Source organism: Actinoplanes aureus (assembly GCF_015704865.1).
Classification (GTDB): Bacteria; Actinomycetota; Actinomycetes; order Mycobacteriales; family Micromonosporaceae; genus Actinoplanes; species Actinoplanes aureus.
Genome location: NZ_JADQTO010000013.1, coordinates 154,360 through 175,540, shown reverse-complemented (window position 1 = coordinate 175,540; position 21,181 = coordinate 154,360). Strand labels below are relative to the sequence as shown.

Genomic DNA, 21,181 nt, shown 5'->3' with positions numbered 1-21,181 from the left:
CAGCTGTGGCTGTCGGGGCGCCCCCCGGCGCCGGTTCGAGGTCTCACCCCACCCCCGGTCAAGTCAGCCGGCCAGCTCCACCACCACCGGTGTGGCCGCTCCCCGACCGGAACGTACCGCTGCCGCAGGCCCGCTGTCCGGGCTTTCCGGGATCAGAACCGGCCGCAGCGAGGCGAGGGCGTGGTTCTGGCGGGCCCGGGTCACCCGTTCCAGGAAGGACTCGGTCATGCCGGTGGTGCCGGCCCGGTTGGAGACCAGCAACCGGTCGCCGATTCCCTCCTCGTCGCGCCGCCGCTGCGGCTTGAACAGGAATTTCTTGCTCAGCCTCAGGTGGGCGCCGGAGGCTCGGGCGTGCATGGACAGCAGCTGGTACCAGTCGACCAGGGCCGGGTGGTGTGCGACCAGCCGGCGCAGGTCGCCGTCGTCGGACAGGCGCAGCTCGTGCTCGTCGGTGCCGATCTCGGCGAGCAGCCGCTGCGGCAGGGTCGGGCCGCACATCAGCTCTTCCAGATCGGCGCGTTCAGTGGCGAGCAGGGCCGGGAAGAGCCGCCGGGCCTGCTGGTCGTAACCGTCGAGGGCGAGGCCGAGCAGGAAGTCGCGTTTCAGCGCCTCCGGGTCGAGGGCGCCGCTCGGCGGGATGTCGCCCGGTGTCCAGTGCGCGGCGAACTGCCGGAACACGTCCATGAACATCTCCGGCGGCATGGTCTCCTCCGGCGGCGACGCCGCCCAGTCGATCATCAGCTGGCGGAGGCTCGCCAGAAGCCCGGTCGCCATCCGTACGCACTGCCGGGCGTGCTCGCCGATCAGGCTGGCCCGGCCCCGGGCGAGCGGGCAGAGCAGCTCGTTGACCGCCGCCTCGATCGCCTCACCCTGTTTGACCAGGAGGAAGAAGCGCTCCTCCCCCACCGTGCCGGTGTAGCTGCGGATCCGGCCGTCGTTGAAGACGCCGGGCAGCTCGGCGATCACCTCGTCGTCGACACGCACCCGGACGGTGCCGACGTTCCACCGCACCAGCGACGCGTAGCTGTCCCGGTCGTAGTGGCCGGTGCCGGTGTGCTGGGCGAGCTTCGTGAAGTAAGCCCGGAACGGGATCTCCGCCCCACCGACGGTCAGCGGGTCGAACGCGTGTTCCGGGTGCTCGATGCCACCCGGAGTGTGTTCCTGGTAATGGCGGGCCACCGACGCGCCGGCGAAGCCGAGCAGCACCACCAGCCGCTGGGCCTGCGCCGGGCTGAGCTGGGTCACCTCCGGCAGGCGGTCCAGCACGTGCTCCTCGAGCTCCGTGACGAGCAGTTCAGGCGGTGCGTGGTCGTTGAGGATTGCCTGGTTGAGACGGGGAAGTTCGGTCAGCACCCAAGCGCCGACCTGTTCCGGAACCATCCGGTAGATCACCTCCGGGACTCCTACCCGTCCCTTCGGCCGCGGGGCGCCGACGTTGAGTGTGGTGAATCGCGCCCTGCGCACGTTCGGCGGTTCGGCCGGTGACCGGCACGAATGCGACAGCCGGGCGGGAAAGTGACGGCGATATATACAGTGGCTCGCGGCTGCGCCAATCGGGCGCCAGAGACAGGGGGTAACCGATGTCCGAGCCGATGTCCCGCCGCACGCTGCTGGGCGCCACCGCGGGGACGGCGGTGGCTGCCGCCACCGGCTTCGTACCGGCGCCGGCGACCGCCGCCGGCAACCGGGTGCCGGCCGTGGTGCGGGAGCTGGACGCCAAGATCGAAGAGGCCATGGCGGCGTACATGGTGCCCGGGGTCGCCTACGGGCTGCGGTACCGGGGCCGGGACTATGTCCGCGGATTCGGCGTGACCAGCCTCGACGACCCGCAACCGGTGGACGCCGACACGGTCTTCCGGGTCGCTTCCACGACCAAACCCTTCACCGGTACGGCGGTGATGCGCCTGGTCGAGCGTGGGCGGCTCGATCTGGACCGCACGGTACGCAGTTACCTGCCCGGCTTCCGTACCGCCGATCCGGCCGCCTCGGCCCGGGTCACGGTGCGTCAGGCGCTCAACCACAGCGCCGGCTGGCTGGGCGACTACTTCCTGGACACCGGCAACGACGACGGTGCCCTGGCCCGATATGTGGATGAGATGTCCCGGGTGCCGCAGTTGAACCCGCCGGGCAAGTACTTCGCCTACAACAACGCCGCGATCTCCGTCGCCGGCCGGCTCATCGAGGTGGTGACCGGTGTCACCTACGAGCGGGCGGTGCGGGAGTTGCTGACCGGGCCGCTCGGGCTGCGGCACAGCGCGTTCTCCCTCGAGGAGTTGCCGGGAGTGCGCTGGGCCGTACCCCATGTCCCGAACGAAGCCCAGACCGAGATCGTGCCGCAGCCGGCGGCATGGGCCATGCCGCGCGCCATCAATCCCGCCGGTGGCCTGATCTCCAGTGCCCGGGACCAGCTGCGCTGGGCCCGTTTCCACCTGGGCGACGGTCGCGTGCCGGGCAGCGACCGGCGGCTGCTCAGCCGCCGGTCGATGCACCTCATGCAGTCGAATCCGGGGCCGGGCGGCACGCTGTTCGTGGAGCTCGACGGTGTCGGCGTGACCTGGCTGCTGCGGCCGACCGCCGAGGGGCCCAAGGTGGTGCAGCACGGCGGCGACTGGGCCGGGCAGCACTCCGGCTTCCTGATGGTGCCGGCCCGGGACTTCGCGCTGACCGTGCTGACCAACAGCGACACCGGGCCCACGCTGCTCGACGACCTGTTCGTCGGCGACTGGGCGCTGAGCCGCTTCGCCGGGGTGCACAACCTGCCCGCGGTCCCGCGTGCGCTGCCCGCCGGGGAACTGGCCGCCTACCAGGGCGTCTACACCGGCGAGCAGATCTACTTCGACGGGAGCACGCTCACCACGCAATTCGAGGTGGTGCCGGACGCCGGTCAGCTCAGTGTGCGGATCGACGGCACCGAGGTGGCGCGGCTCGCGTTCTACCGGAGGGACTACGTGGTGTTCCCGAACCCGGACGGGACCGTGGGCAACCAGCGGGCCAACTTCGTCCGGGACCGCGACGGCGAGGTCACCTGGTTCCGCCTCGGCGGCCGCCTCTACCGGCGTGGTGCGGAAGCGACCGTGCAACGCCGTTCGTCGGCGCCGGCCACCCTGCCGCGGCCGATCCTGTCCTGACGGCCGGACACCCGGGCGACGGCCGCCTTCGGCTCACGATCCGAAGGCGGCCTCGGCCTCCTCGCCGGTGAGCGAGCGGGAACGGAACGTCGTGGTGCCGGCCCCGAGCAGCTCACGCGCGGCGTCGCGGGCCGCACCGTACGCCGCCCAGGCCAGTGCCCCGCCGGTGGAGACCCGCCGGACACCGAGCTCCGCCAGCTCCGGGACGCTCGGGCCGCCGCCGACCGCCAGCACGTTGACCGGAGCCCGCACCGCTTCGACCAGCCGGGCGATGTCGGCCCGGTCGCGCAGTCCCGGCGCGTAGAGCACGTCGGCGCCGGCCTGCCGGTACGCCTGCAGCCGGGTGATCGTGTCGTCCAGGTCGGCGCGCCCGTACAGGTGGTTCTCGGCGCGGGCGGTCAGCACGATGCCGTACCGGGCGCACGCCTCGGCGGCCGCCGCCACCCGCTCGGCTCCGGCCGCGACCGTCTCGATGCAGTCCTCGGACGGGTCGTAGTCCTCGATGGAGATGCCGGACGCCCCGGCCTCCGCGAGCAGCTGCACGCTGTCGGCGATCCCGTCGGTGGTGTCGGCGAAGAGCCGCTCCGCGTCCACGTTGACCGGCACGGTCACGGCCGCTGTCAGCGCGGTGACGTGCGCGACCAGCTCGTCCCGGGTGACCTGCTGGTCCAGCTTGCCGAGGGCGGCGGCCAGTCCGGACGAGGTGGTGGCGAGCGCGACGAATCCCAGCGACTCCAGCAGCCGGGCGGAACCGACGTCCCAGGGGTTGGGCAGCAGGAAGGTGCCGGACTCATGCAGCGCGCGGAAGCGTTCGCGAAGGGAGCTCATGGGACATCACCCTGGCACAGAACCGGTGTCGCCGACGCGGGCGGGCCCGGTGCTCTCCCGGCGCAGGACCCGGATGGGTGGGCCGGGGTGCTCGACCGGCTCGGCGCCGTCCAGGACCGCCAGCACCGCGCGGCCCAGGGTGAGCCCGTGGTCGTGCACGTCGATGCTGAGCGCGGACAGCGGGGGCACGGCGAGTTCGCAAAGTGGTGAGTCGTCGTAGACCAGCAGGCTCACCTGGTCTGGGACTCCCACGCCGGTGCGGATGAGTTCCTGCTCGGCGGCGACCGCCATGACGTCGTTGTCGAACACGACGGCGGTGGGTGCCGGCACCGCGGCGAGCAGGTCCTGCACGCCGCGAACGCCGGCCGCGGCGCCGTAGTCGCCCTCGACGATGTGCACGTGTACGCCGTGCCGCGCGGCCGCGATGTGCATGGCGGCCGAGCGTTCCGCGGTGTGCACCAGGTCGGCCGGCCCGCTGACCCGGCCGATCACGCGGTGGCCGAGGGAGGCGAGCATCTCCACGGCGGCGGTCATCGCACCCGCGTCGTCGGTGACCACGCGGGGGAACGCCGGGGCGTCGGCGCGGCCGGCGAGCACCGCGGGCAGGCCCAGAGCGGCCAGGTGGGCCGGGCGGGTGTCGTCGTGGACCAGGTTGACCACGACGACGGCCTGCACGGTGTGGTCGCCGGCCCACCGGCGATAGGTGGCCAGCTCGGCCTCCAGATCGGGCACCACCAGCAGGAGGACGGTGGCGCCGTGCGGCGCCAGGCCCTCCTCCATGCCGGCGATCAACTCCATGAAGAACGGCTCGACGCCGACCCGGGCGGCGCTGCCGGTCAGCACCAGCCCGATCAGGCCACCCGGGTCGGTCACGTCAGCCGACCTTGGCCGGGATCGTCAAAGCGTTCGCCGAGCGCAGCACCTCGGGGGCGGAGAACGCCTCGCCGTCCACGGTGGCGGCCGTGGTGACGGTGAAGGTGTGCGTCTCACCGGGGAGCAGGTCGACGAGCATGTCGTCGACGACGACGTCGGGGGCGACCCGGTCGGCGAGCACGGCGACGTCCCGGGCGAACGATGCGGCGGTCACGGTGACCGAGTATCCGCCTTCGATGGCGACGGCGTGTGCCCGTACCGCGGCCGGGTCGTAGTGCAGGTCGTAGTCCTCGGCGAACAGGTGGGTGGCGCGCAGGCCACCGGCGTCGGCGACCAGCACCTCCCGGTCCGGCTCGGCCGCGGCGAGCAGTGCCGGGTCGAGGACGACCACGGCGACCGAGCGGGCCGGGACGTCGACGCCGGTGGTGACGGCGGCCAGCTCGGTGCCGTCGAAGCGGACGCGGCGCAGGGCGACCTCCGCCGGCCAGGGCGCGTCACTGTCGTTGATCACGACCAGCCGCTGCTTCTGGAGAGCGAGCAATCGGGGGGCGTACGCGCGGCGCAGGGCGTACCAGGCGGGCTTGAGGCGGCCGGCGCCGTCGACGACCGCCCAGGACGTGACCGGCCAGCAGTCGTTGAGCTGCCACAGGATGCTGCCCATGGTGCGCGGCGCGTGGGCCCGCAGGTGGTTGACCGCGTACGCGGTGGCCCGCGCCTGGTTCAGCTGGGTGGCCCAGTGCCAGGCCGCGAAGTCCTCGGGCACCGCCATGTGCTGGGCCAGCCCGCGGTCCAGCTTGCCGTTGCCGTCCTCGGCCTTCTGGTGCAGCAGGAAGGCGGCCGAGTCCTTGCGCAGGTCCTCGGGGGCGAGTGTGGTGATCAGGGTGGACCAGGCCGGGGGTGCCTGCCAGCCGAACTCGGAGCAGAACCGCGGCACGAAGTTGTCGTGGAAGGTGTAGTCCTCCCGGTTCCAGGCCTCCCACTCGTGGCGGGTGCCGTACCGGTCGTCGTTGGGGTGCACGGCCGACGGGTCGTGGCCCGGGCTGGACGGGCTGCCCGGGTGGTACGGCCGGGTCGGGTCCAGCTCGGCCAGCAGCGCCGGGAAGTCCTCGTAGTAGTAGCGGGCTCCCCAGGTCGCGCCGTTCAGATCGGACTTCCAGTTCCAGTCCTCGTGACCCCAGATGTTCTCGTTGCCGCCGTTCCACAGGATCAGCGACGGGTGCGGGGCGAGGCGGGTGATGTTCTCCCGGGCCTCGGCGAGGATCTCCGAGCGGATCGGCTCCTCCTCGGCGTACGCGGCGCAGGCCAGCGGGAAGTCCTGCCACACCAGGACGCCCTTCTCATCGCAGACGTCGTAGAAGTCGTCGGTCTCCCAGATGCCGCCGCCCCAGATGCGCAGCAGGTTCGCGTTTCCACGAACCGCCCGGTCGACGGCGGCTTCCAGGTCGGCGCGGGTGATCCTGGTGAGCAGGTGGTCCTCGGGGATCCAGTTCAGGCCGAGGACGAAGATCTCCTTGCCGTTGACGCTCAGGGCGAACCTGCTGCCGTGCTCGTCCGGGCTCTCGTCGAGGTGCACGTCGCGGAAGCCGACCCGGGTGTGGTGCTCGTCGAGGGTCTCCTCGCCGGCGAGCAGGGTCACGCTGACCGGGACGAGCGGCTGCTCGCCGTGCCCCACCGGCCACCAGAGCGGTGCGTCCGGGACATCGAGTTCGATGGTCGCCCCGTCACCCGGCACGGCCACACGGGTGATCCGGTCGCCGGCCGCCACCTCGATGGTGAGAGCGGCGGAGGAAGCGCGTTCCACCGAGACGTGCACGGTGAGCCGGTCCCGCGTGGCCAGCGGCCGGACCGAGGCGAGGCGGGCGGTGTGCCAGCGCTCCAGACGGACCGGCTTCCAGATGCCGGCGGTCTGCAGGTCCGGGCCCCAGTCCCAGCCGAACGAGCAGGCCATCTTGCGGACCGCGTTGAACGGGTGCGGGTACGGCCGGGGCCGGCTGCCGATCCGCGCCTCGATCTGCTCCGCGTATTCCAGAGCGGAGTCGAAGCGCACGCTGAGCGGGATCTCGCCGTCACGCAGCAGATGCCGTACGTCGAACCGGTACCCCCGGTGCATGTTGAACGTCCGGCCCAGCTCGACACCGCCGAGCTCGATGGTGGCGACCGTGTCCAGGCCGTCGAAGACCAGGTCGACGCGCTCGCCCGGCTCGGCCGGTGCCGCGGTCAGGGTGGTCTCGTAGAGCCAGGCGGTGCGGTGGAACCAGGCGAGGGCGGCCTCGTTGGCGTCCAGGTACGGATCGGGGATCAGCCCGGCCGCCAGCAGATCGGTGTGGACAGTGCCGGGCACGGCGGCGGGCAACGCTCCGGCGATCTGCGGAGGGACCGGGCCACCGGCGGCGCGGACGGTCCAGCCCACGTGAAGATCGGTTTTGAGCATGTCGGAGTGCTCCCTGTCATGTCATTAAAGGGTTGCCGCCGCGTCGGGGCTCCCACATTCTTAAGCTACTGAACGAAGTCCGTCAACGCTGGTGAACCCGGAGGAACAATGGCCGATCTGGTGCACCTGACCGCCGCCGGAGTGAGCGTGGTCCTGGACTGCCGGGGCACCGCGCTCCCGGCGATCGTGCACTGGGGCGAAGCCCTCGGCGACCTCACGCCCGAGCAGCTCGCCGGCCTCGCGCTGGCCGCCGCGCCGCAGCCGATCGGGTTCTCCGCCGACACCGGAGTCCGCGTCTCGATTCTGCCCGAGCAGTCCGCCGGGTGGCAGGGACATCCCGGCCTCGCCGGGCACCGGGACGGCACGGCGTGGTCGAGCAGGTTCGGCGTCACCGGCGTGCGGCGGGACGCGGACGGCGTACGCATAAAAGCGCGTGACCAGGCGGCCGAGCTGGACCTGGAGATCGACCTGGAGTTGCATCCCAGCGGGGTGCTGCGCACCCGGGCCCGGCTGACCAGCACGGCGCCCGGAACCTACTGGCTGGAGCATCTGCTGCCGTTCCTGCCGGTGCCCGCCGAGACCACCGAACTGCTCGACTTCACCGGCCATCACCTGCGCGAACGCTCCCCGCAGCGGACCGCGTTCACGCACGGGCTGCGGGTCCGGGAGAACCGCACCGGCCGCACCGGCTACGACTCGGCGTACGTGTTGTGCGCCGGAACCGCCGGGTTCGCCAACCGGCACGGCCGGGTCTGGGGTGTGCACACCGCGTTCTCCGGCGGGGCGCGGACCGTGGCCGAGCGCAACTACCACGGCCACTCCGCGCTCGGCGGCGGTGAGCTGCTGCTGCCCGGTGAGGTCGGCCTCGGCGAGGGCGAGTCGTACACGACGCCGTGGCTCTACGGCTCGTTCGGCGCGGCCGGCCTGGACGAGCTCTCCGGCCGGTTCCACGCCTTTCTGCGGGCCCGCCCGTGGCATCCGTCGAGCCCGCGGCCCGTGGTGGTCAACACCTGGGAGGCGGTGTACTTCGACCACGACCTGGGCCGGCTCACCGAGCTGGCCAAGGCGGCCGCGGCGGTCGGTGCGGAGCGGTTCGTGCTGGACGACGGCTGGTTCGGGTCGCGCCGCGACGACACGTCAGGCCTCGGCGACTGGGTGGTCTCCCCCGACGTCTGGCCGGACGGACTCGGCCCGCTGATCACCGTGGTCCGCGACCTGGGCATGGAGTTCGGGCTCTGGGTGGAACCCGAGATGATCAATCCGGATTCGGACCTGGCGCGGGCCCACCCGGACTGGATCATGGCCGCCGGGGACCGGCTTCCGCCGCCGGCGCGGTCTCAGCAGGTGCTCGATCTGGGCAACCCTTCGGCGTACGAGTACCTGCGCGAACGCCTCGACACGCTGCTCACCGAGTACGACATCGCCTACCTGAAATGGGATCACAACCGGGACCTGGTGGACGCCGGGCACCCCGGCACCGGACGCGCCGGGGTGCACGACCAGACACACGCCGTGTACCGGCTCCTCGACGAGCTGCGGGCGCTGCACCCCGGGGTGGAGATCGAGTCCTGCTCGTCCGGCGGCGGCCGGGTCGACCTGGAGATCCTGCAACGCACCGACCGGATCTGGGCGTCGGACTGCATCGACGCGCACGAGCGGGTTGCGATCCAGCGGTGGACCTCGCTGCTCGTACCGCTGGAGTTGATCGGCTCGCACGTGGGTGCGCCGATCTCGCACACCACCCACCGCTCGCTGCCGCTTGACATGCGCGCCGGGAGCGCCATCTTCGGCCATCTCGGCATCGAGTGGGACCTGACAGCGGCTTCGGACGCCGACCGGGCCCGGCTCGCCGAGTGGGTGGCCCTCTACAAGGAGGTGCGCGGCCTGCTGCACACCGGCACGCTGGTGCACGGCGACGTCGCCGACCCGGCGTACACGGTGACCGGCGTGGTCGGGGACTCCGACGCCCTCTTCGCGCTGACCGCCATCGCCACCAGCGACGCCTACCCGCCGGGCACGGTGGCCCTTCCCGGCCTCGATCCGGACACGGTCTACCACGTGCGGCCACAACCTCCCGGTGACGCGCCGGACGGCAACGCCGCTGCCTGGGGCGCTGCGTTACCCTGGTGCACGCCGCAGGGTGTCCGGCTGACCGGGCGCGCGCTCGGCACCTCCGGGCTGCGGCTTCCGGTGTTGTATCCCGATCGCGTCATGCTCGTGCGCGCCACGGCGGTCGACGACCAGGCTGGCAGGGTGGTGGCGTAGTGAGAGAAGCGGTCGGCGACGCCGTCCCGGCGAACCGGCCGGGCCGCGGGCGCCGCCCGGCAGCCCGGGAGAGCATCCTCGACGCGATCCGCGCCTCCGAGCCGTTGAGCCGCGTCGAGCTTGCCGCGATGACCGGGCTCACCGAGGCGGCCGTGTCGATGACCGTGCGCCGCCTGCTGGAGGAGGGGCTGGTCGTCGAGACCGGCCGCACCCCGACCGGCGGCAAACCCCGTACGCTGCTGCGCCTCGACCCGGCGGCCCGGCTCGCGGTCGGCGTCTACCTGGACCGGGACACCACCACCTACGTGCTCACCGGCCAGACCGGCGGGGTCATCTCCCGGCTGGCCCGGCCGGCACCCACCGGCGACCTGCTCGAGCATCTGACCACCGACATCGGCACCCTGCTGGCCGGTTCCGGCGTGGACCGGGCCCGCTGCCTCGGCGTCGGCGTGGTCTGGCCGGGGCCGCGCGGCAGCATGGCCCGCTTCGACGACGCGCCGCCGCACCTGCGCGGCTGGGACAGCGAGGAACTGGGCCAGCGGCTCGCCGCGGGCACCGGCTGGCCGGTGCTGGTGGAGAACGACGCGACCGCGGCGGCGGTCGGCGAGTACTGGGTGGCCCGGGTCGGACCGGAGCAGGCGTTCGCCGCGCTCTACATGGGCAGCGGCATCGGCGCCGGGATCGTCGTCGAGGGCCGGGCGATGCGCGGCGGGCACGGCGCGGCGGGCGAGTTCGGCCACGTCTGCGTGCAGGTCGACGGCCCGGAGTGCTGGTGCGGCAGCCGGGGATGCCTGGAGATCCTGGCCGGGCCGCGGACCGTGGTGACGGCCGCGCGCACCGACCCGGTGGCGGCCGCCGAGGCCGGACTGGACCCGTCGGCGGGGCGCGGTGTGGCCGCCGACTTCGCCGCGGTGGCGCGGGCCGCCCGGGCCGGGGCGCCGCGCTGCCTGGGACTGCTGGAGGACTCGGCGCGGTACGTCGCGGCCGCGGCGGAGTCCGTGGTGAACCTGCTCGACATCGATCTCGTGGTGCTGACCGGCCCGGGGTTCGCGGCGGCGTCGTTCGTCTACGGCCCGGCGATCATGCGCCGGGTCTCGGACGCCGACACGCGTACCTGGGGCCGCTCGGTGACGGTGACGGTCTCCCTGGCCGCCGCGACCGCCTCGGCCACCGGCGCGGCCGCGCTGGTGCTCCAGTCCCACCTGCGCCGCTGACCCTCGCGGCAGCCACCCGGGCGACGGTCCGATTCCAGGACGATCAATAGGATCGCTGCATGACGGGGAATGGACGACCTGATGGTCTGGTGATCGGTTCGCTGATCGCCATCTCTTTCGGCACGGCGTTCGTGATGGTCAACAGCGGTGGTCTGCCGGCGCCGTGGCCGCTGGTGATCCGGGCGGCCGGCGCGGTGGTGGCGGTGGGGCTGGTCGTCGCGCTGTTCCGGACGGCGCGCACGGCGCAGCCCGTGGCGGCGCGCGGTGGCTTCTCGGACCGGCGGTACTGGTTGATCGTCGCGGCCGAGGTGGTGGCGCTGTTCGGCGGCCTCGCGGTGATCAACCAGGTGCTGGAGGCGCCGGACGTGTCGGTCGCCTGGATCGCGGTGGTGGTGGGCACGCACTTCTTCGCGCTGGCGTGGGCCTGGCGGATGCCGCTGTTCCACTGGCTGGGCGCGGTGATGACCGCGCTGGGGCTGGCGGGCTTCCTGGCGTACGCGGCGGGTGCCTCCGCGGCGGTCGTCGCGCTGATCGCCGGGGTGGGCTCGGGCTTCGCGTTGTTCGGCTCGGCCGCGGCGGGAATGCGCGGGTCCCGCCGGGTGCCGGATCCGGCGGCGGCCTGATTTCGGGCCGCCCGAGACGCGCGAGGGCCTGCGCGTCTCGGGCGGGTCCGGTCAGCGGCGCAGTTCCCCCAGCCGCCGCTCGGGGTTGGGCGCGGCGTCGGCGAGGGTCTTCGTGTACTCGTGCCGCGGGTTGAGGATCACGTCGTCGGCGGGGCCGCGCTCGACGATCTCGCCCTTGTACATCACCAGGATCTCGTCGGAGAAGTGCCGGGCGGTGGCCAGGTCGTGGGTGATGTAAAGGACGCCCAGGTCCTCCTCGCGTTGCAGGGTGGCGAGCAGGTTGAGCACGCCGAGGCGGATGGAGACGTCCAGCATCGACACCGGTTCGTCGGCGATCAGCACGCCGGGTTCCGGGGCGAGGGCGCGGGCGATGGCGACGCGCTGGCGCTGGCCGCCGGAGAGCTCGTGCGGGCGCCGCTGGGCGACGTTCTCCGCCGGGCTGAGCCGGACCCGATCCAGCAGGTGCAGGACCCGGCGGTGGACCTCCGCGTTGGTCATCCTCGGGTGGTGCAGGCGGATCGGCCGTTCCAGGTGGTGCCCGACGGTGTGGAACGGGTTCAGCGAGGCGAACGGGTCCTGGAAGACCATCTGCACGGTACGGCGGTATTCGGCGAGCCCGGAGCCGCGGCGGGCCACCGGCTTGCCGTCCAGCAGGATCTCGCCGGAGGTCGGGTGTTCCAGCTGGAGCAGCAGTTTGGCGATGGTGGACTTGCCGCTGCCGCTCTGCCCGACCAGCGCCACGGTACGGCTGTGGTCGAGGGTGAAGCTGACGTCGTTCACCGCGCGCAGGGTGCTCGTCCGCAGGCCGTCGCGCAGCCGGTAGTCCTTGACCAGGCTGCGCACTTCCAGTGTGGTCATGACTGCTCCTCACCGACGGAGACGGCGTCCAGGGCGAGCAGACGGTCGTCCATCGCACCGCGGACGAACGAGCCGCGGTCGCCGGTGAGGCTGGGGAAGGACGCCAGCAGCTGGCGGGTGTACTCGTGCCGGGGGTTGGTGTAGAGGTCCAGGGCGTTCCCGAGTTCGACGATCTCGCCGTGGCGCATCACCGCGATCCGGTCGCTGATCTCCAGCAGCAGCGGCAGGTCGTGGGTGATGAAGATGACCGCGAAGCCGAGCTCGTCCCGCAGCCGGGTGATCTCGCGCAGGATCTCGCGCTGCACCACCACGTCGAGGGCGGTGGTCGGCTCATCCATGATCATGATCTGCGGTTCCAGCGCCATCGCCATCGCGATCATCACGCGTTGCCGCATGCCGCCGGAGAGCTCGTGCGGGTACGCGTTCAGCCGTGCCCGGTCCACACCGACCCGTTCCAGCAGGTCGCCGCAGCGCTCCCGGCGTTCCTTCTTCTTCATCTCCGGCCGGTGCGTCTCGAAGATGTCCTCGAACTGGTCCCGGACCGAGATGACCGGGTTCAGCGAGTTCATCGCGCCCTGGAAGACCATCGAGATCTTGTCCCAGCGGGCGGCCCGCAGGTCTTCCGGGCTCAGGTCGCCCCAGTCGATGTCGTAGCCCTCGCGGGAGTGGAACACGGCGTGCCCGGTAGTGATCATGGCCGGGGGCTTGAGGAGACGGACGATCCCGTACGCCAGGGTGCTCTTGCCGCAGCCGCTCTCCCCGGCCAGACCCAGCACCTCGCCGCGCTTGAGCTCGAACGAGACGTCCTTGACCGCGTGCACGACCGGATCGACCAGGTAGTCCACGCTGAAGTTCTCGACGGTCAGAACAGGATGGCTCACAGCGTCGACTCCTTGGCCTTGCGCAGCTGCGCCTTCGACATCCGCCAGCCGCGGCGGGCGGCGCGCGTCTGGTTGCGCAGCTTCGGGTTGATGATCTCGTCGATCGAGAAGTTGATCAGCGAGAGGGCGGCGCCGAAGAGCGCCAGCATCAGGCCCGGCGGTACGAACCACCACCAGGCGCCGAGCCGCAGGGCCAGGCCGTTCTGCGCGTAGTAGAGCATGGTGCCCCAGGTGAACGAGCCGCTGGCGCCCAAGCCCAGATAGGAGAGGCCGGCCTCGCCGAGGATGGCGAAGATGACCGCGAAGACGACCTGGGAGGCGAGCAGCGGGACCAGGTTGGGCAGGATCTCGACGAACAGGATCCGCCAGCGCTTCTCCCCCGCGACCCGGCACGCGAGGACGTAGTCGCGGCTGCGCAGGCTGAGCGTGGAGCCGCGCAGCACCCGTGCCGAGCCGGCCCAGCTGGTGATGGCGAGCACCACGGAGACGAGCAGGATGCTCTTGTCCGGCACGTACGCGCTGATCACGATCACCACGGGCAGGCCGGGGATGACCAGCATGATGTTGGTGAACAGCGAGAACGACTCGTCGACCCAGCCGCCGGCGTAGGCGCCGACGATGCCGAAGAAGCTGGACAGGATCAGGGTCAGCACGCCGACGATGAGGCCGACCAGCAGGGAGCCGCGGGTGGCGTACGCGAGCTGCGCCAGCACGTCCTGACCGGTTTGGGTGGTGCCGAGCAGGTGCTCGCTGCTGGGCCCGGCCAGGCCGATGTCGCTGACCGTGGACGGGTCCTGGACGAACAGTGGGCCGATCAGCCCGAAGAGCACGATGGCGCCACCGATGATCAAGCCGGCAGCCAGTTTGCCGGTCATCGGTGGCAGGGCGATGCGGCGTTTTTTGCTGGGGACCGGTGTGTCCGCCGGAACGGCGTCAGCGGTCTGGGTGGTCAGGGTCATGGTCGGCTCCTTCCTCAGCTCCGCGCCCGGGTGCGCGGATCGATGACCGAGTACAGGAGGTCGACCAGCAGGTTCGCGCCCAGTACCGACAGCGTGATGATCAGGAAGATGCCCTGCATGAGGGCGTAGTCGTTGCCGCCGACGGCCTGTAGCAGCGCCGAGCCGATGCCCGGGTAGGAGAAGACCGCCTCGGTGACGATCGAGCCGGCGACCACGAAGCCGAGCGAGATGGCGAAACTGGAGATCGACGGGAGGACGGCGTTGCGGGCCGCGTACCGGCGCATGATCCGGCCGTTGCGCAGGCCCTTCGCCTCGGCGGTGAGCATGTAGTCCTCGGAGAGGGTGGAGACCATCATGTTGCGCATGCCGAGCATCCAGCCGCCGACCGAGCTGATGATGATGGTCAGCGCCGGCAGGGTGCCGTAGTAGATGACCGAGCCGATGAACGGCCCGTTCCAGCCCGGCGTGACGTTGTAGACGTCGTACCCGCCGTTGAGCGGGAAGAGCGGCCAGATGCTGCCGAACAGGAAGAGCAGGATCAGCGCCAGCCAGAAGTACGGCACCGACTGGAACATCGTGGTGACCGGGATCAGGCTGTCCAGCCAGGACCCCCGTTTCCAGCCGGCGAGGGTGCCGAGACCCACGCCGACCAGGAACGAGATGATGGTGGCCAGCCCGATCAGGCCGATCGTCCAGGGCAGGGTCTGCCCGATGATGTCGCTGACCGAGGCGGGGAAGAACGTCACCGAAACACCCAGGTCCCCGGTGGCCAGCCCGGACAGGTAGTCCAGGTACTGGCCCCAGAGCGGCTGGTTGGAGTCGGTGCCGAGCATCGCCTCGATCGAGGCCCGGGTTTCCGGGCTTACCGGCCCCTTCTGGCCGAGTTTCGAGATCATGATCTCGACCGGGTCGCCCGGCATGAGTCGCGGGATGAAGAAGTTGACCGTCAGCGCGGCCCAGAGGGCGACCAGGTAGAACCCGGCCTTCCGGAGCAGGAACATGGGTTACTTCGCCGCCGGCTTCAGGTTGGACAGGACGACGCCGTTGTCCCACGCCTTCCAGGTCGCGGGCAGCGCGAACTTGTTGTCCTCGGTCGGCCAGCCGGTGGCGTTGGCGGTGCTGAACTCGGTGAGCATCGAGTTCAGGTAGATCGGGATGTACGGCAGGTCCCGCACGATCTCGGTCTGGATCTTCGCGTACTCGGCCTTCTGCGCGTTCTCGTCGTTGGTGGCCGACGCCGCCTCGATGGCCTTGTCCACGATGGCGTTGCTGTAGCGCGAGTAGTTGCCGCTGGTGCCGGCCGCCTCACCGACCTTGGCGGTGGTCTTGGTGACGTACTTCAGGCTGTAGGTCGCGAACGGGTTGGTGGACGCGCCGAGACCGATCGAGTCCAGCGAGAGCTGGTACTTGCCCTGCACCTGGTTGTTGTTCCACTCGGGCCAGGCGACCTGGGTCGGCTTGAGCTCGATGCCGACCTCCTTGAGCTGCTGGGTCATCGCGTCGTTGAGCGAGATGTAGTCGCTCCAGCCGGTGACCGTCTGGATGGTCAGCGAGAGGCGCTCGCCGCCCTTGGCCCGGATGCCGTCGCTGCCCTTGGCCCAGCCGGCCGCGTCCAGGAGCTGGTTCGCCTTGGCCGCGTCCGGGGCGCCGGGGATGGTGAGGTTCGCCGGGTCGGCGATCCACTTCTTGTCCCGCTCCGGCGGCAGCATCGTGGGCGAGGCGGTCTTCGCGAAGCCGCCGCCGGCCAGCTTGTTCAGCTGGTCACGGTTGAGCGCGTGGTAGATCGCCTGCCGCACGGCGACGTCGGTCTGCGGGCCCTTGCAGCCCAGGTCGGCGTTGGCGCAGGTGAAGATCGACGTGGTCATCGCCGGGGTGTTGACGTACGTCAGGTTCTTGTTGGAGGCGATCAGCTGGTCGAGGCCGGGCAGGAAGGAGCTCATCCAGTCGACCTGGCCGGCGGTCAGCGCGGCGCTCGCGGCGTCGGCGGTCGCCAGGGAGATGTACCGGACGTTCTGGATCTGCGGCTTGTCCGGCTGCCAGTAGCTGCCGTTCTTCTCCATCATGTAGCTCTGTGCGGTGAACTGCTTGAGCTTGTACGGCCCGGTGCCGACCGGGTTCTGGTTGATCGTCTTCGCCGGATCGTCGATCTTGCTCCAGATGTGCTCCGGAATGATCGCGGTGTTGCCGATGATCGACGCTTCCTCGGTGTACGAGGTGACCGGGAAGGTCAGGACCACGGTCTTGTCGTCCTTGGCCTCGACCGAGGACAGCTTCAGGCCGGTCGCGTTAATCGACTTGGTCTTGTTGATCAGGTCGAAGGTGAAGGCCACGTCCTTCGCGGTGAACGGCTGACCGTCGGACCACTTCACGCCCTCCCGGACGTTGATGGTCAGCTGCTTGCCGTCCGGGCTCCAGGAGTGCCCGGTGGCCAGCATCGGCGCGGGCTCCGCCTCGGTGGCGAAGTTGAAGTAGTAGAGCGGCTCGTAGATGAGCCCCTGGGTGGGCTGGAGGAAGGTCGGCGAGAAGGGGTTCCAGTTCTCGACGATCGTCCCGGTCGCGCCGTTGAAGACGGTGACCGTGCTGTTCCCCGAGTTGGTGCCGGACTTGTTCCCGCCGGAGGAGTCGGAACAGCCGGTCAGCGCCAGTGCCATCGCGGCGGTCGCCGCGACGGCCGCGCCGGCCCGGCGGCCGCGGCGGGTGAAGAGGTCATACATCAGCGAATCCCTCGTTCGGATCGCCACCGGGGGCGGCGAGTGAAGCGGTTCAGTCGCACCGCGGAAGTGCGGCGCGGATCACCTTCGAGGGCCATTATTAAGTCGCTTAAGTTTGCCGTGTCAAGAGCAGGTTTCCGGTCGTCGCTCAGTACGCCACTTCGCGGCCCGGCATAAGAGGTGGAGAACCATCGATGCCTCGCCCATCGACCGCGATCAGGGCGCGCCGCCCCGGCAGGGGCACGGGAGCCGGCGAGACCCTTGACCCCTTAGTTAACTCATTTTAGATTCGCTGCTACTTGGATGAACGTAGCCATTGACAATCATGAAACCTTCAGCGCATCGTGGGAGCGCTCCCAGCAAACCCCGTCCCCCGGGAGCACCCCACGACCGTCCGCCACCGCACCCGGCGGACAGGGAGGAACCCCATGAAAGCGAAATGGTGGGGCGGCCTAGTGGCCGTGCTGACCGCCGCTGCCGCGGTGTTCACGCTCGCCCAGCCCGCCCAGGCCGCCGCCGGATTCACCGTCTCCGGCACCCGCATCCTCGACGCCAACGGCAACGCGTTCGTCATGCGCGGCGTCAACCACGCACACACCTGGTACCAGGACCGCACGCCCCAGGCCCTGGCCGACATCAAGGCGCTGGGCGCCAACACCGTCCGGGTGGTGCTCGGCAGCGGGCAGCGCTGGGGACCGGACAGCGCCGCCAACGTGTCCGCCGTGATCAGCCAGTGCAAGGCGAACCGGTTGATCTGCGTCCTGGAGGTGCACGACACCACCGGGTACGGCGAGCAGGCCGGCGCCGCCACCCTGGCCCAGGCCGTCGACTACTGGATCTCGATCAAGAGCGCGCTCGACGGCCAGGAGAACTTCGTCATCCTGAACATCGGCAACGAGCCGTACGGCAACGGCTCCACCGCCACCAACTGGACCGCCGACACCAAGTCGGCGATCACCCGGCTGCGCGCCGCCGGCTTCCAGCACCAGATCATGGTGGACGCGCCGAACTGGGGCCAGGACTGGCAGTTCATCATGCGCGACAACGCCGCCTCGGTGTTCGCCGCCGACCCGCAGCGCAACACCGTCTTCTCGATCCACATGTACGGCGTGTTCGACACCGCCGCCGAGATCAACGACTACCTGGGCCGGTTCCAGACCGCGAACCTGCCGATCGTGGTCGGCGAGTTCGGCTTCGACCACTCCGACGGCAACCCCGACGAGGACACCATCTTCGCCACCGCTCAGCAGCGCGGCATCGGCTACCTGGGCTGGTCCTGGTCCGGCAACGGCGGCGGCGTCGAGTACCTGGACATGGTCACCGGCTTTAACGCGGCGCAGCTGACCACCTGGGGTCAGCGGATCTTCAACGGCGCGAACGGGATCAAGGCGACCTCGCGGGAAGCGACCGTCTTCGGCGGCACGACCTCGCCGTCGCCGTCGCGCAGCAACTCGGTCTCGCCGTCACCCAGCGTCTCGGTCTCGCCGTCACCCAGCACCCCGACCGGTGCGTGCACCGCGACCTACGCGGTGACCAACTCCTGGCCGGGTGGCTTCCAGGGCACCGTCACCGTCAAGGCCGGCGCGGCAGCCATCAACGGCTGGACCGTCAGCTGGACCTGGCCCGACGGGCAACGCTTCACCAACTCCTGGAACGCGACCGTGACGAGCTCCGGCGACGCGGTGACCGCCCGTAACGCTGGATACAACGGCAGGCTGGCGGCCGGCGCCGAGGCGAGCTTCGGCTTCACCGCCTCCCGCGGCACCACCAACACCGCTCCGGCACCGGTGACCTGCGCCGCGAGCTGACCATTCATTACTGCCGGTGCCGCGGGCTCGCTCGCTTGCGGCACCGGCCTTTTTCGGGGTACGCGTCACGCACAGTCCCGCCGAGCCGCGCGATCCGAGCGGTCCGTCCCGGCCCCACCGCGACCCCCGGGACCATGCAGGCCGTTCCGCCCCTACCGGACCGCGTAGCCGCCGAGGGCCGGCTCCAGCAGAGCGAAAGCCTCGCCGGCCTGCACCGTGACGGCGCGGGCGATCTCCTCGTCGGGGTGGCCGTCGAGCGTACGCCGCTGGGTCTCCTCGAACAGCAGCCGCAGCACCCCGCCCAGCTGCATCGCCGCGACGCGCGGCCGGATGTCGGCGGCGGTCGTGCCGGTCTCCTCGGCCAGCGCCCGGGCCAGCGCCCGCTCCCGCTCGTCGTGGAACTCGCGCAGCCTGCCGGTCAGGGCCGGGCTCCCGGCGACCATGCGGGCGAACGCCGGCCCGGAGAAGCCGATCACCGGATCGTGAGCCGCGACGGAAGCCAGGAGTGAGTCATGCAGCGCGCTCAGGGCGGACTCACCGGGCCCCCGCTCCCGGACGGTGACCGCGGGACCCTGGACGTACGCCTCCTGGAGGTCGAGGGCCAGGTCCTCCTTGCGCGGGAAGTAGTTGGTGACGGTCATCTTGGCCACCTGCGCGGCGGCCGCCACCTCGGCGATCGTCACGTTGTCGAAGCCGCGCTCCAGGAACAGGCGGGTGGCCTGGTGGGAGATGTGCTCACGGGTCTGCTGCTTCTTCCGCTCGCGCAGGCCGGCCGGTCGTTCGGTCACGGCCGCCACTATAACCAAAAAATAGTCTTGACATAAGTTTAGACTCGACCTAAGTTTGTCCGGTGACAGTCGAAGAGTTTCCCGTGGACGCGGGACCCTATGCGCTGACCACCGGTTCCGACGGCGCCCTCTGGTTCACGCTGGTCCACAGCGGGCGGATCGGCCGGCTGATGCCCGGCCAGTCGCCGATCACCTATCCGGCCGATCCCGCCTCCGGACCGACGATCATCACCAACGGGCCGGACGGCGCCCTCTGGTTCACCGAGTTCCGGGCGCACCGCATCGGCCGGATCACCACGAGCGGTGAGGTCACGGAGTTCGCGCTGCCCACCCCGGAGTGCGGGCCGTTCGGCATCACCGCCGGACCGGACGGGGCGCTGTGGTTCACGATGTCCGCCGCCGACCGGATCGGCCGGATCACCACCGACGGCGAGATCACCGAGTTCCCCCTGCCGATGACCGGTGCTTTCGTGTCCGCGATCACGGCGGGCGGCGACGGCGGGCTCTGGTTCACGCTGAACCAGGCGAACGCCATCGGCCGGATCAGCACGGACGGCGTCGTCACGGTCCACCCGCTGCCGACCGAGGGTGCCGCGCCGGTCGGGATCACCGCCGGGCCGGACGGGGTGCTGTGGTTCGTGGAGATCGGGGCCGGCCAGATCGGCCGGATCACGCCGGACGGCGTGATCAAGGAGTTCCCGCTGCCGGACCGCGAGGCCCGGCCGCACGCGATCACCGTGGACGGTTCGGGCACTCCGTGGTTCACCGAGTGGGGCGCCAACCGGGTCGCCTGGATCGCTCCCGACGGCACGGTCACCGGTTACGAGATGCCGACGCCCCGGTCCGAGCCGCACGGCATCGCCGTCGGGCCGGACGGAGCACTGTGGGCGGCCCTGGAGGTCGGGGCACTCGCCCGCGTCACCCGCTGATCCCTCCCTGCGACGAAAGGAATCGATGACCGACTTCGATCCGCGTACCGAGTTCGACCGTCAGCTTCACAACCTGCTCGAGCTGGGCTATCCGGCCCAGCTCCGGGAGCAACTCGCGGACCTGCGGGAGCTCGCCGTCCGGGCCGGTGACACGGCGCCTGATCCGGACGCCGGCCGGGTGCCGTTCCTGCTGGTGGTGACCCGAGCGGTGGCACCGATCGAGGAGATGATGCCGCGTACCACCCTCGCCGGGAAGAAGAAGCCCGGCTTCGTGGACCGCCTGTTCGAGCCGGGTTCGCTGGAGCGTTTCGTCACCACGCCGGCGGCGGCGCTGCCCGGGCACGACGGGTACCTGCTGTTCGGCGTGGAGCGGGGCGAGGAGTTCTGCGGCGTGGTGCCGAACGACGCCATGGACGTCATCGCCGGCCGGGAGCGGACCCTGCTGACGATCGAGGAGGGCATCGCGCTGATCACCCACTTCCCGCAGATCCTGGTGAAGAACAAGTGCTTCTCGCTCGGCGGCTCCCGCTCCACCGACCGCCGGGTGCCGGCCATCTGGATCAGTCAGCTGGCACCGAAGCTCGGCTGGTGCTGGGCCGGCAACCCGCACACCTGGCTCGGCATGGCCTCGGCCACCGGCCGCGCCGCCGGCTAGGCGGCCCAACGTGGGTGCTGTCTCGCGGCCGTTGAGACAGCAGTGAGGTTGGGCCGAGCACGATCACTGCCTGGGAGTCCTGACTACGGAAGCCCTCTTGACTGCCGGACAACGAAGGCCGCCTATGAAATGGTGGCTGGGTGGAAACCGTGGACGCCGGCGCGGCCCCCCGGCGGGGGGGGGCGCCGGGGCCCCCCCCCGGGGGGGCGGCCGGCCGCGGGCGCAGGGTG

The 21,181-nt window shown here is 70.8% G+C and carries 17 protein-coding genes; 7 read left to right on the top strand and 10 right to left on the bottom strand.

The features are described 5' to 3' along the window. Window positions 1-63: 63 nt before the first annotated feature. Window positions 64-1,392 carry a hypothetical protein gene (locus I4J89_RS26585; protein ID WP_230859627.1) on the bottom strand — a complete coding sequence of 443 codons (1,329 nt, stop codon included), beginning with the start codon at window positions 1,390-1,392 and terminating at the stop codon, window positions 64-66. 188 nt (window positions 1,393-1,580) lie between these two features. Between I4J89_RS26585 and I4J89_RS26580 the strand changes: the two genes are divergently transcribed. Then, entirely contained in the window at window positions 1,581-3,128 is a 1,548-nt protein-coding gene (locus I4J89_RS26580) for a serine hydrolase domain-containing protein (RefSeq protein ID WP_196416804.1), read from the top strand. A 33-nt stretch (window positions 3,129-3,161) separates the two neighbouring features. On the opposite strand, the gene I4J89_RS26575 is transcribed toward I4J89_RS26580, so the two are convergent. From I4J89_RS26575 to I4J89_RS26565, 3 genes are read right to left on the bottom strand one after another with little or no spacing between them, the layout of a single operon-like run. Further along, window positions 3,162-3,956: an isocitrate lyase/PEP mutase family protein gene (locus I4J89_RS26575; RefSeq protein WP_196416803.1), complete on the bottom strand. Its 795-nt coding sequence runs from the start codon at window positions 3,954-3,956 to the stop codon at window positions 3,162-3,164. 6 nt (window positions 3,957-3,962) lie between these two features. Further along, window positions 3,963-4,829, bottom strand: a complete 867-nt coding sequence (locus I4J89_RS26570) for a LacI family DNA-binding transcriptional regulator (protein ID WP_309238489.1) — start codon at window positions 4,827-4,829, stop codon at window positions 3,963-3,965. A gap of 1 nt (window position 4,830) precedes the next feature. Continuing rightward, window positions 4,831-7,260, bottom strand: coding sequence for a glycoside hydrolase family 2 protein (locus I4J89_RS26565; protein WP_196416802.1), 2,430 nt, complete (start codon window positions 7,258-7,260; stop codon window positions 4,831-4,833). Window positions 7,261-7,368: 108 nt separating this feature from the next. Here I4J89_RS26565 and I4J89_RS26560 point away from each other — a divergent pair, with 108 nt between their 5' ends. Genes I4J89_RS26560 through I4J89_RS26550 form a run of 3 tightly spaced genes read left to right on the top strand, consistent with a single transcriptional unit; the run spans window position 7,369 to window position 11,362 of the window. Further along, window positions 7,369-9,525, top strand: coding sequence for an alpha-galactosidase (locus I4J89_RS26560; protein WP_196416801.1), 2,157 nt, complete (start codon window positions 7,369-7,371; stop codon window positions 9,523-9,525). Continuing rightward, window positions 9,525-10,739 (top strand): ROK family transcriptional regulator, encoded by a 1,215-nt coding sequence (locus I4J89_RS26555; protein WP_196416800.1) that lies wholly within the window; start codon window positions 9,525-9,527, stop codon window positions 10,737-10,739. Before I4J89_RS26560 ends, I4J89_RS26555 begins: the two co-directional genes overlap by 1 nt. A gap of 59 nt (window positions 10,740-10,798) precedes the next feature. Further along, window positions 10,799-11,362: a hypothetical protein gene (locus tag I4J89_RS26550; protein WP_196416799.1), complete on the top strand. Its 564-nt coding sequence runs from the start codon at window positions 10,799-10,801 to the stop codon at window positions 11,360-11,362. A 51-nt stretch (window positions 11,363-11,413) separates the two neighbouring features. Here I4J89_RS26550 and I4J89_RS26545 read toward each other — a convergent pair whose 3' ends face one another. Genes I4J89_RS26545 through I4J89_RS26525 form a run of 5 tightly spaced genes read right to left on the bottom strand, consistent with a single transcriptional unit; the run spans window position 11,414 to window position 16,774 of the window. Then, complete coding sequence (locus I4J89_RS26545) at window positions 11,414-12,220, bottom strand: ABC transporter ATP-binding protein (RefSeq protein ID WP_196416798.1); 807 nt, start codon at window positions 12,218-12,220, stop codon at window positions 11,414-11,416. Next, window positions 12,217-13,101 (bottom strand): ABC transporter ATP-binding protein, encoded by an 885-nt coding sequence (locus I4J89_RS26540; RefSeq protein WP_196416797.1) that lies wholly within the window; start codon window positions 13,099-13,101, stop codon window positions 12,217-12,219. The genes I4J89_RS26545 and I4J89_RS26540 overlap by 4 nt, the downstream gene beginning before the upstream one ends. Next, window positions 13,098-14,060 (bottom strand): ABC transporter permease, encoded by a 963-nt coding sequence (locus I4J89_RS26535; RefSeq protein WP_196416796.1) that lies wholly within the window; start codon window positions 14,058-14,060, stop codon window positions 13,098-13,100. Before I4J89_RS26535 ends, I4J89_RS26540 begins: the two co-directional genes overlap by 4 nt. Before the next feature lie 14 nt (window positions 14,061-14,074). Then, complete coding sequence (locus tag I4J89_RS26530) at window positions 14,075-15,061, bottom strand: ABC transporter permease (protein ID WP_196416795.1); 987 nt, start codon at window positions 15,059-15,061, stop codon at window positions 14,075-14,077. Between the two features lie 3 nt (window positions 15,062-15,064). Further along, complete coding sequence (locus I4J89_RS26525; protein WP_196416794.1) at window positions 15,065-16,774, bottom strand: ABC transporter substrate-binding protein; 1,710 nt, start codon at window positions 16,772-16,774, stop codon at window positions 15,065-15,067. Between the two features lie 425 nt (window positions 16,775-17,199). Here I4J89_RS26525 and I4J89_RS26520 point away from each other — a divergent pair, with 425 nt between their 5' ends. Beyond that, window positions 17,200-18,579, top strand: coding sequence for a cellulase family glycosylhydrolase (locus I4J89_RS26520; protein ID WP_196416793.1), 1,380 nt, complete (start codon window positions 17,200-17,202; stop codon window positions 18,577-18,579). A 152-nt stretch (window positions 18,580-18,731) separates the two neighbouring features. Here I4J89_RS26520 and I4J89_RS26515 read toward each other — a convergent pair whose 3' ends face one another. Continuing rightward, complete coding sequence (locus tag I4J89_RS26515) at window positions 18,732-19,367, bottom strand: TetR/AcrR family transcriptional regulator (protein WP_196416792.1); 636 nt, start codon at window positions 19,365-19,367, stop codon at window positions 18,732-18,734. A gap of 62 nt (window positions 19,368-19,429) precedes the next feature. Between I4J89_RS26515 and I4J89_RS26510 the strand changes: the two genes are divergently transcribed. Both I4J89_RS26510 and I4J89_RS26505 read left to right on the top strand, forming a co-directional pair. Then, window positions 19,430-20,296, top strand: a complete 867-nt coding sequence (locus I4J89_RS26510) for a Vgb family protein (protein ID WP_196416791.1) — start codon at window positions 19,430-19,432, stop codon at window positions 20,294-20,296. 25 nt (window positions 20,297-20,321) lie between these two features. Further along, window positions 20,322-20,951: a DUF5701 family protein gene (locus I4J89_RS26505; RefSeq protein WP_196416790.1), complete on the top strand. Its 630-nt coding sequence runs from the start codon at window positions 20,322-20,324 to the stop codon at window positions 20,949-20,951. Window positions 20,952-21,181: the final 230 nt, after the last annotated feature.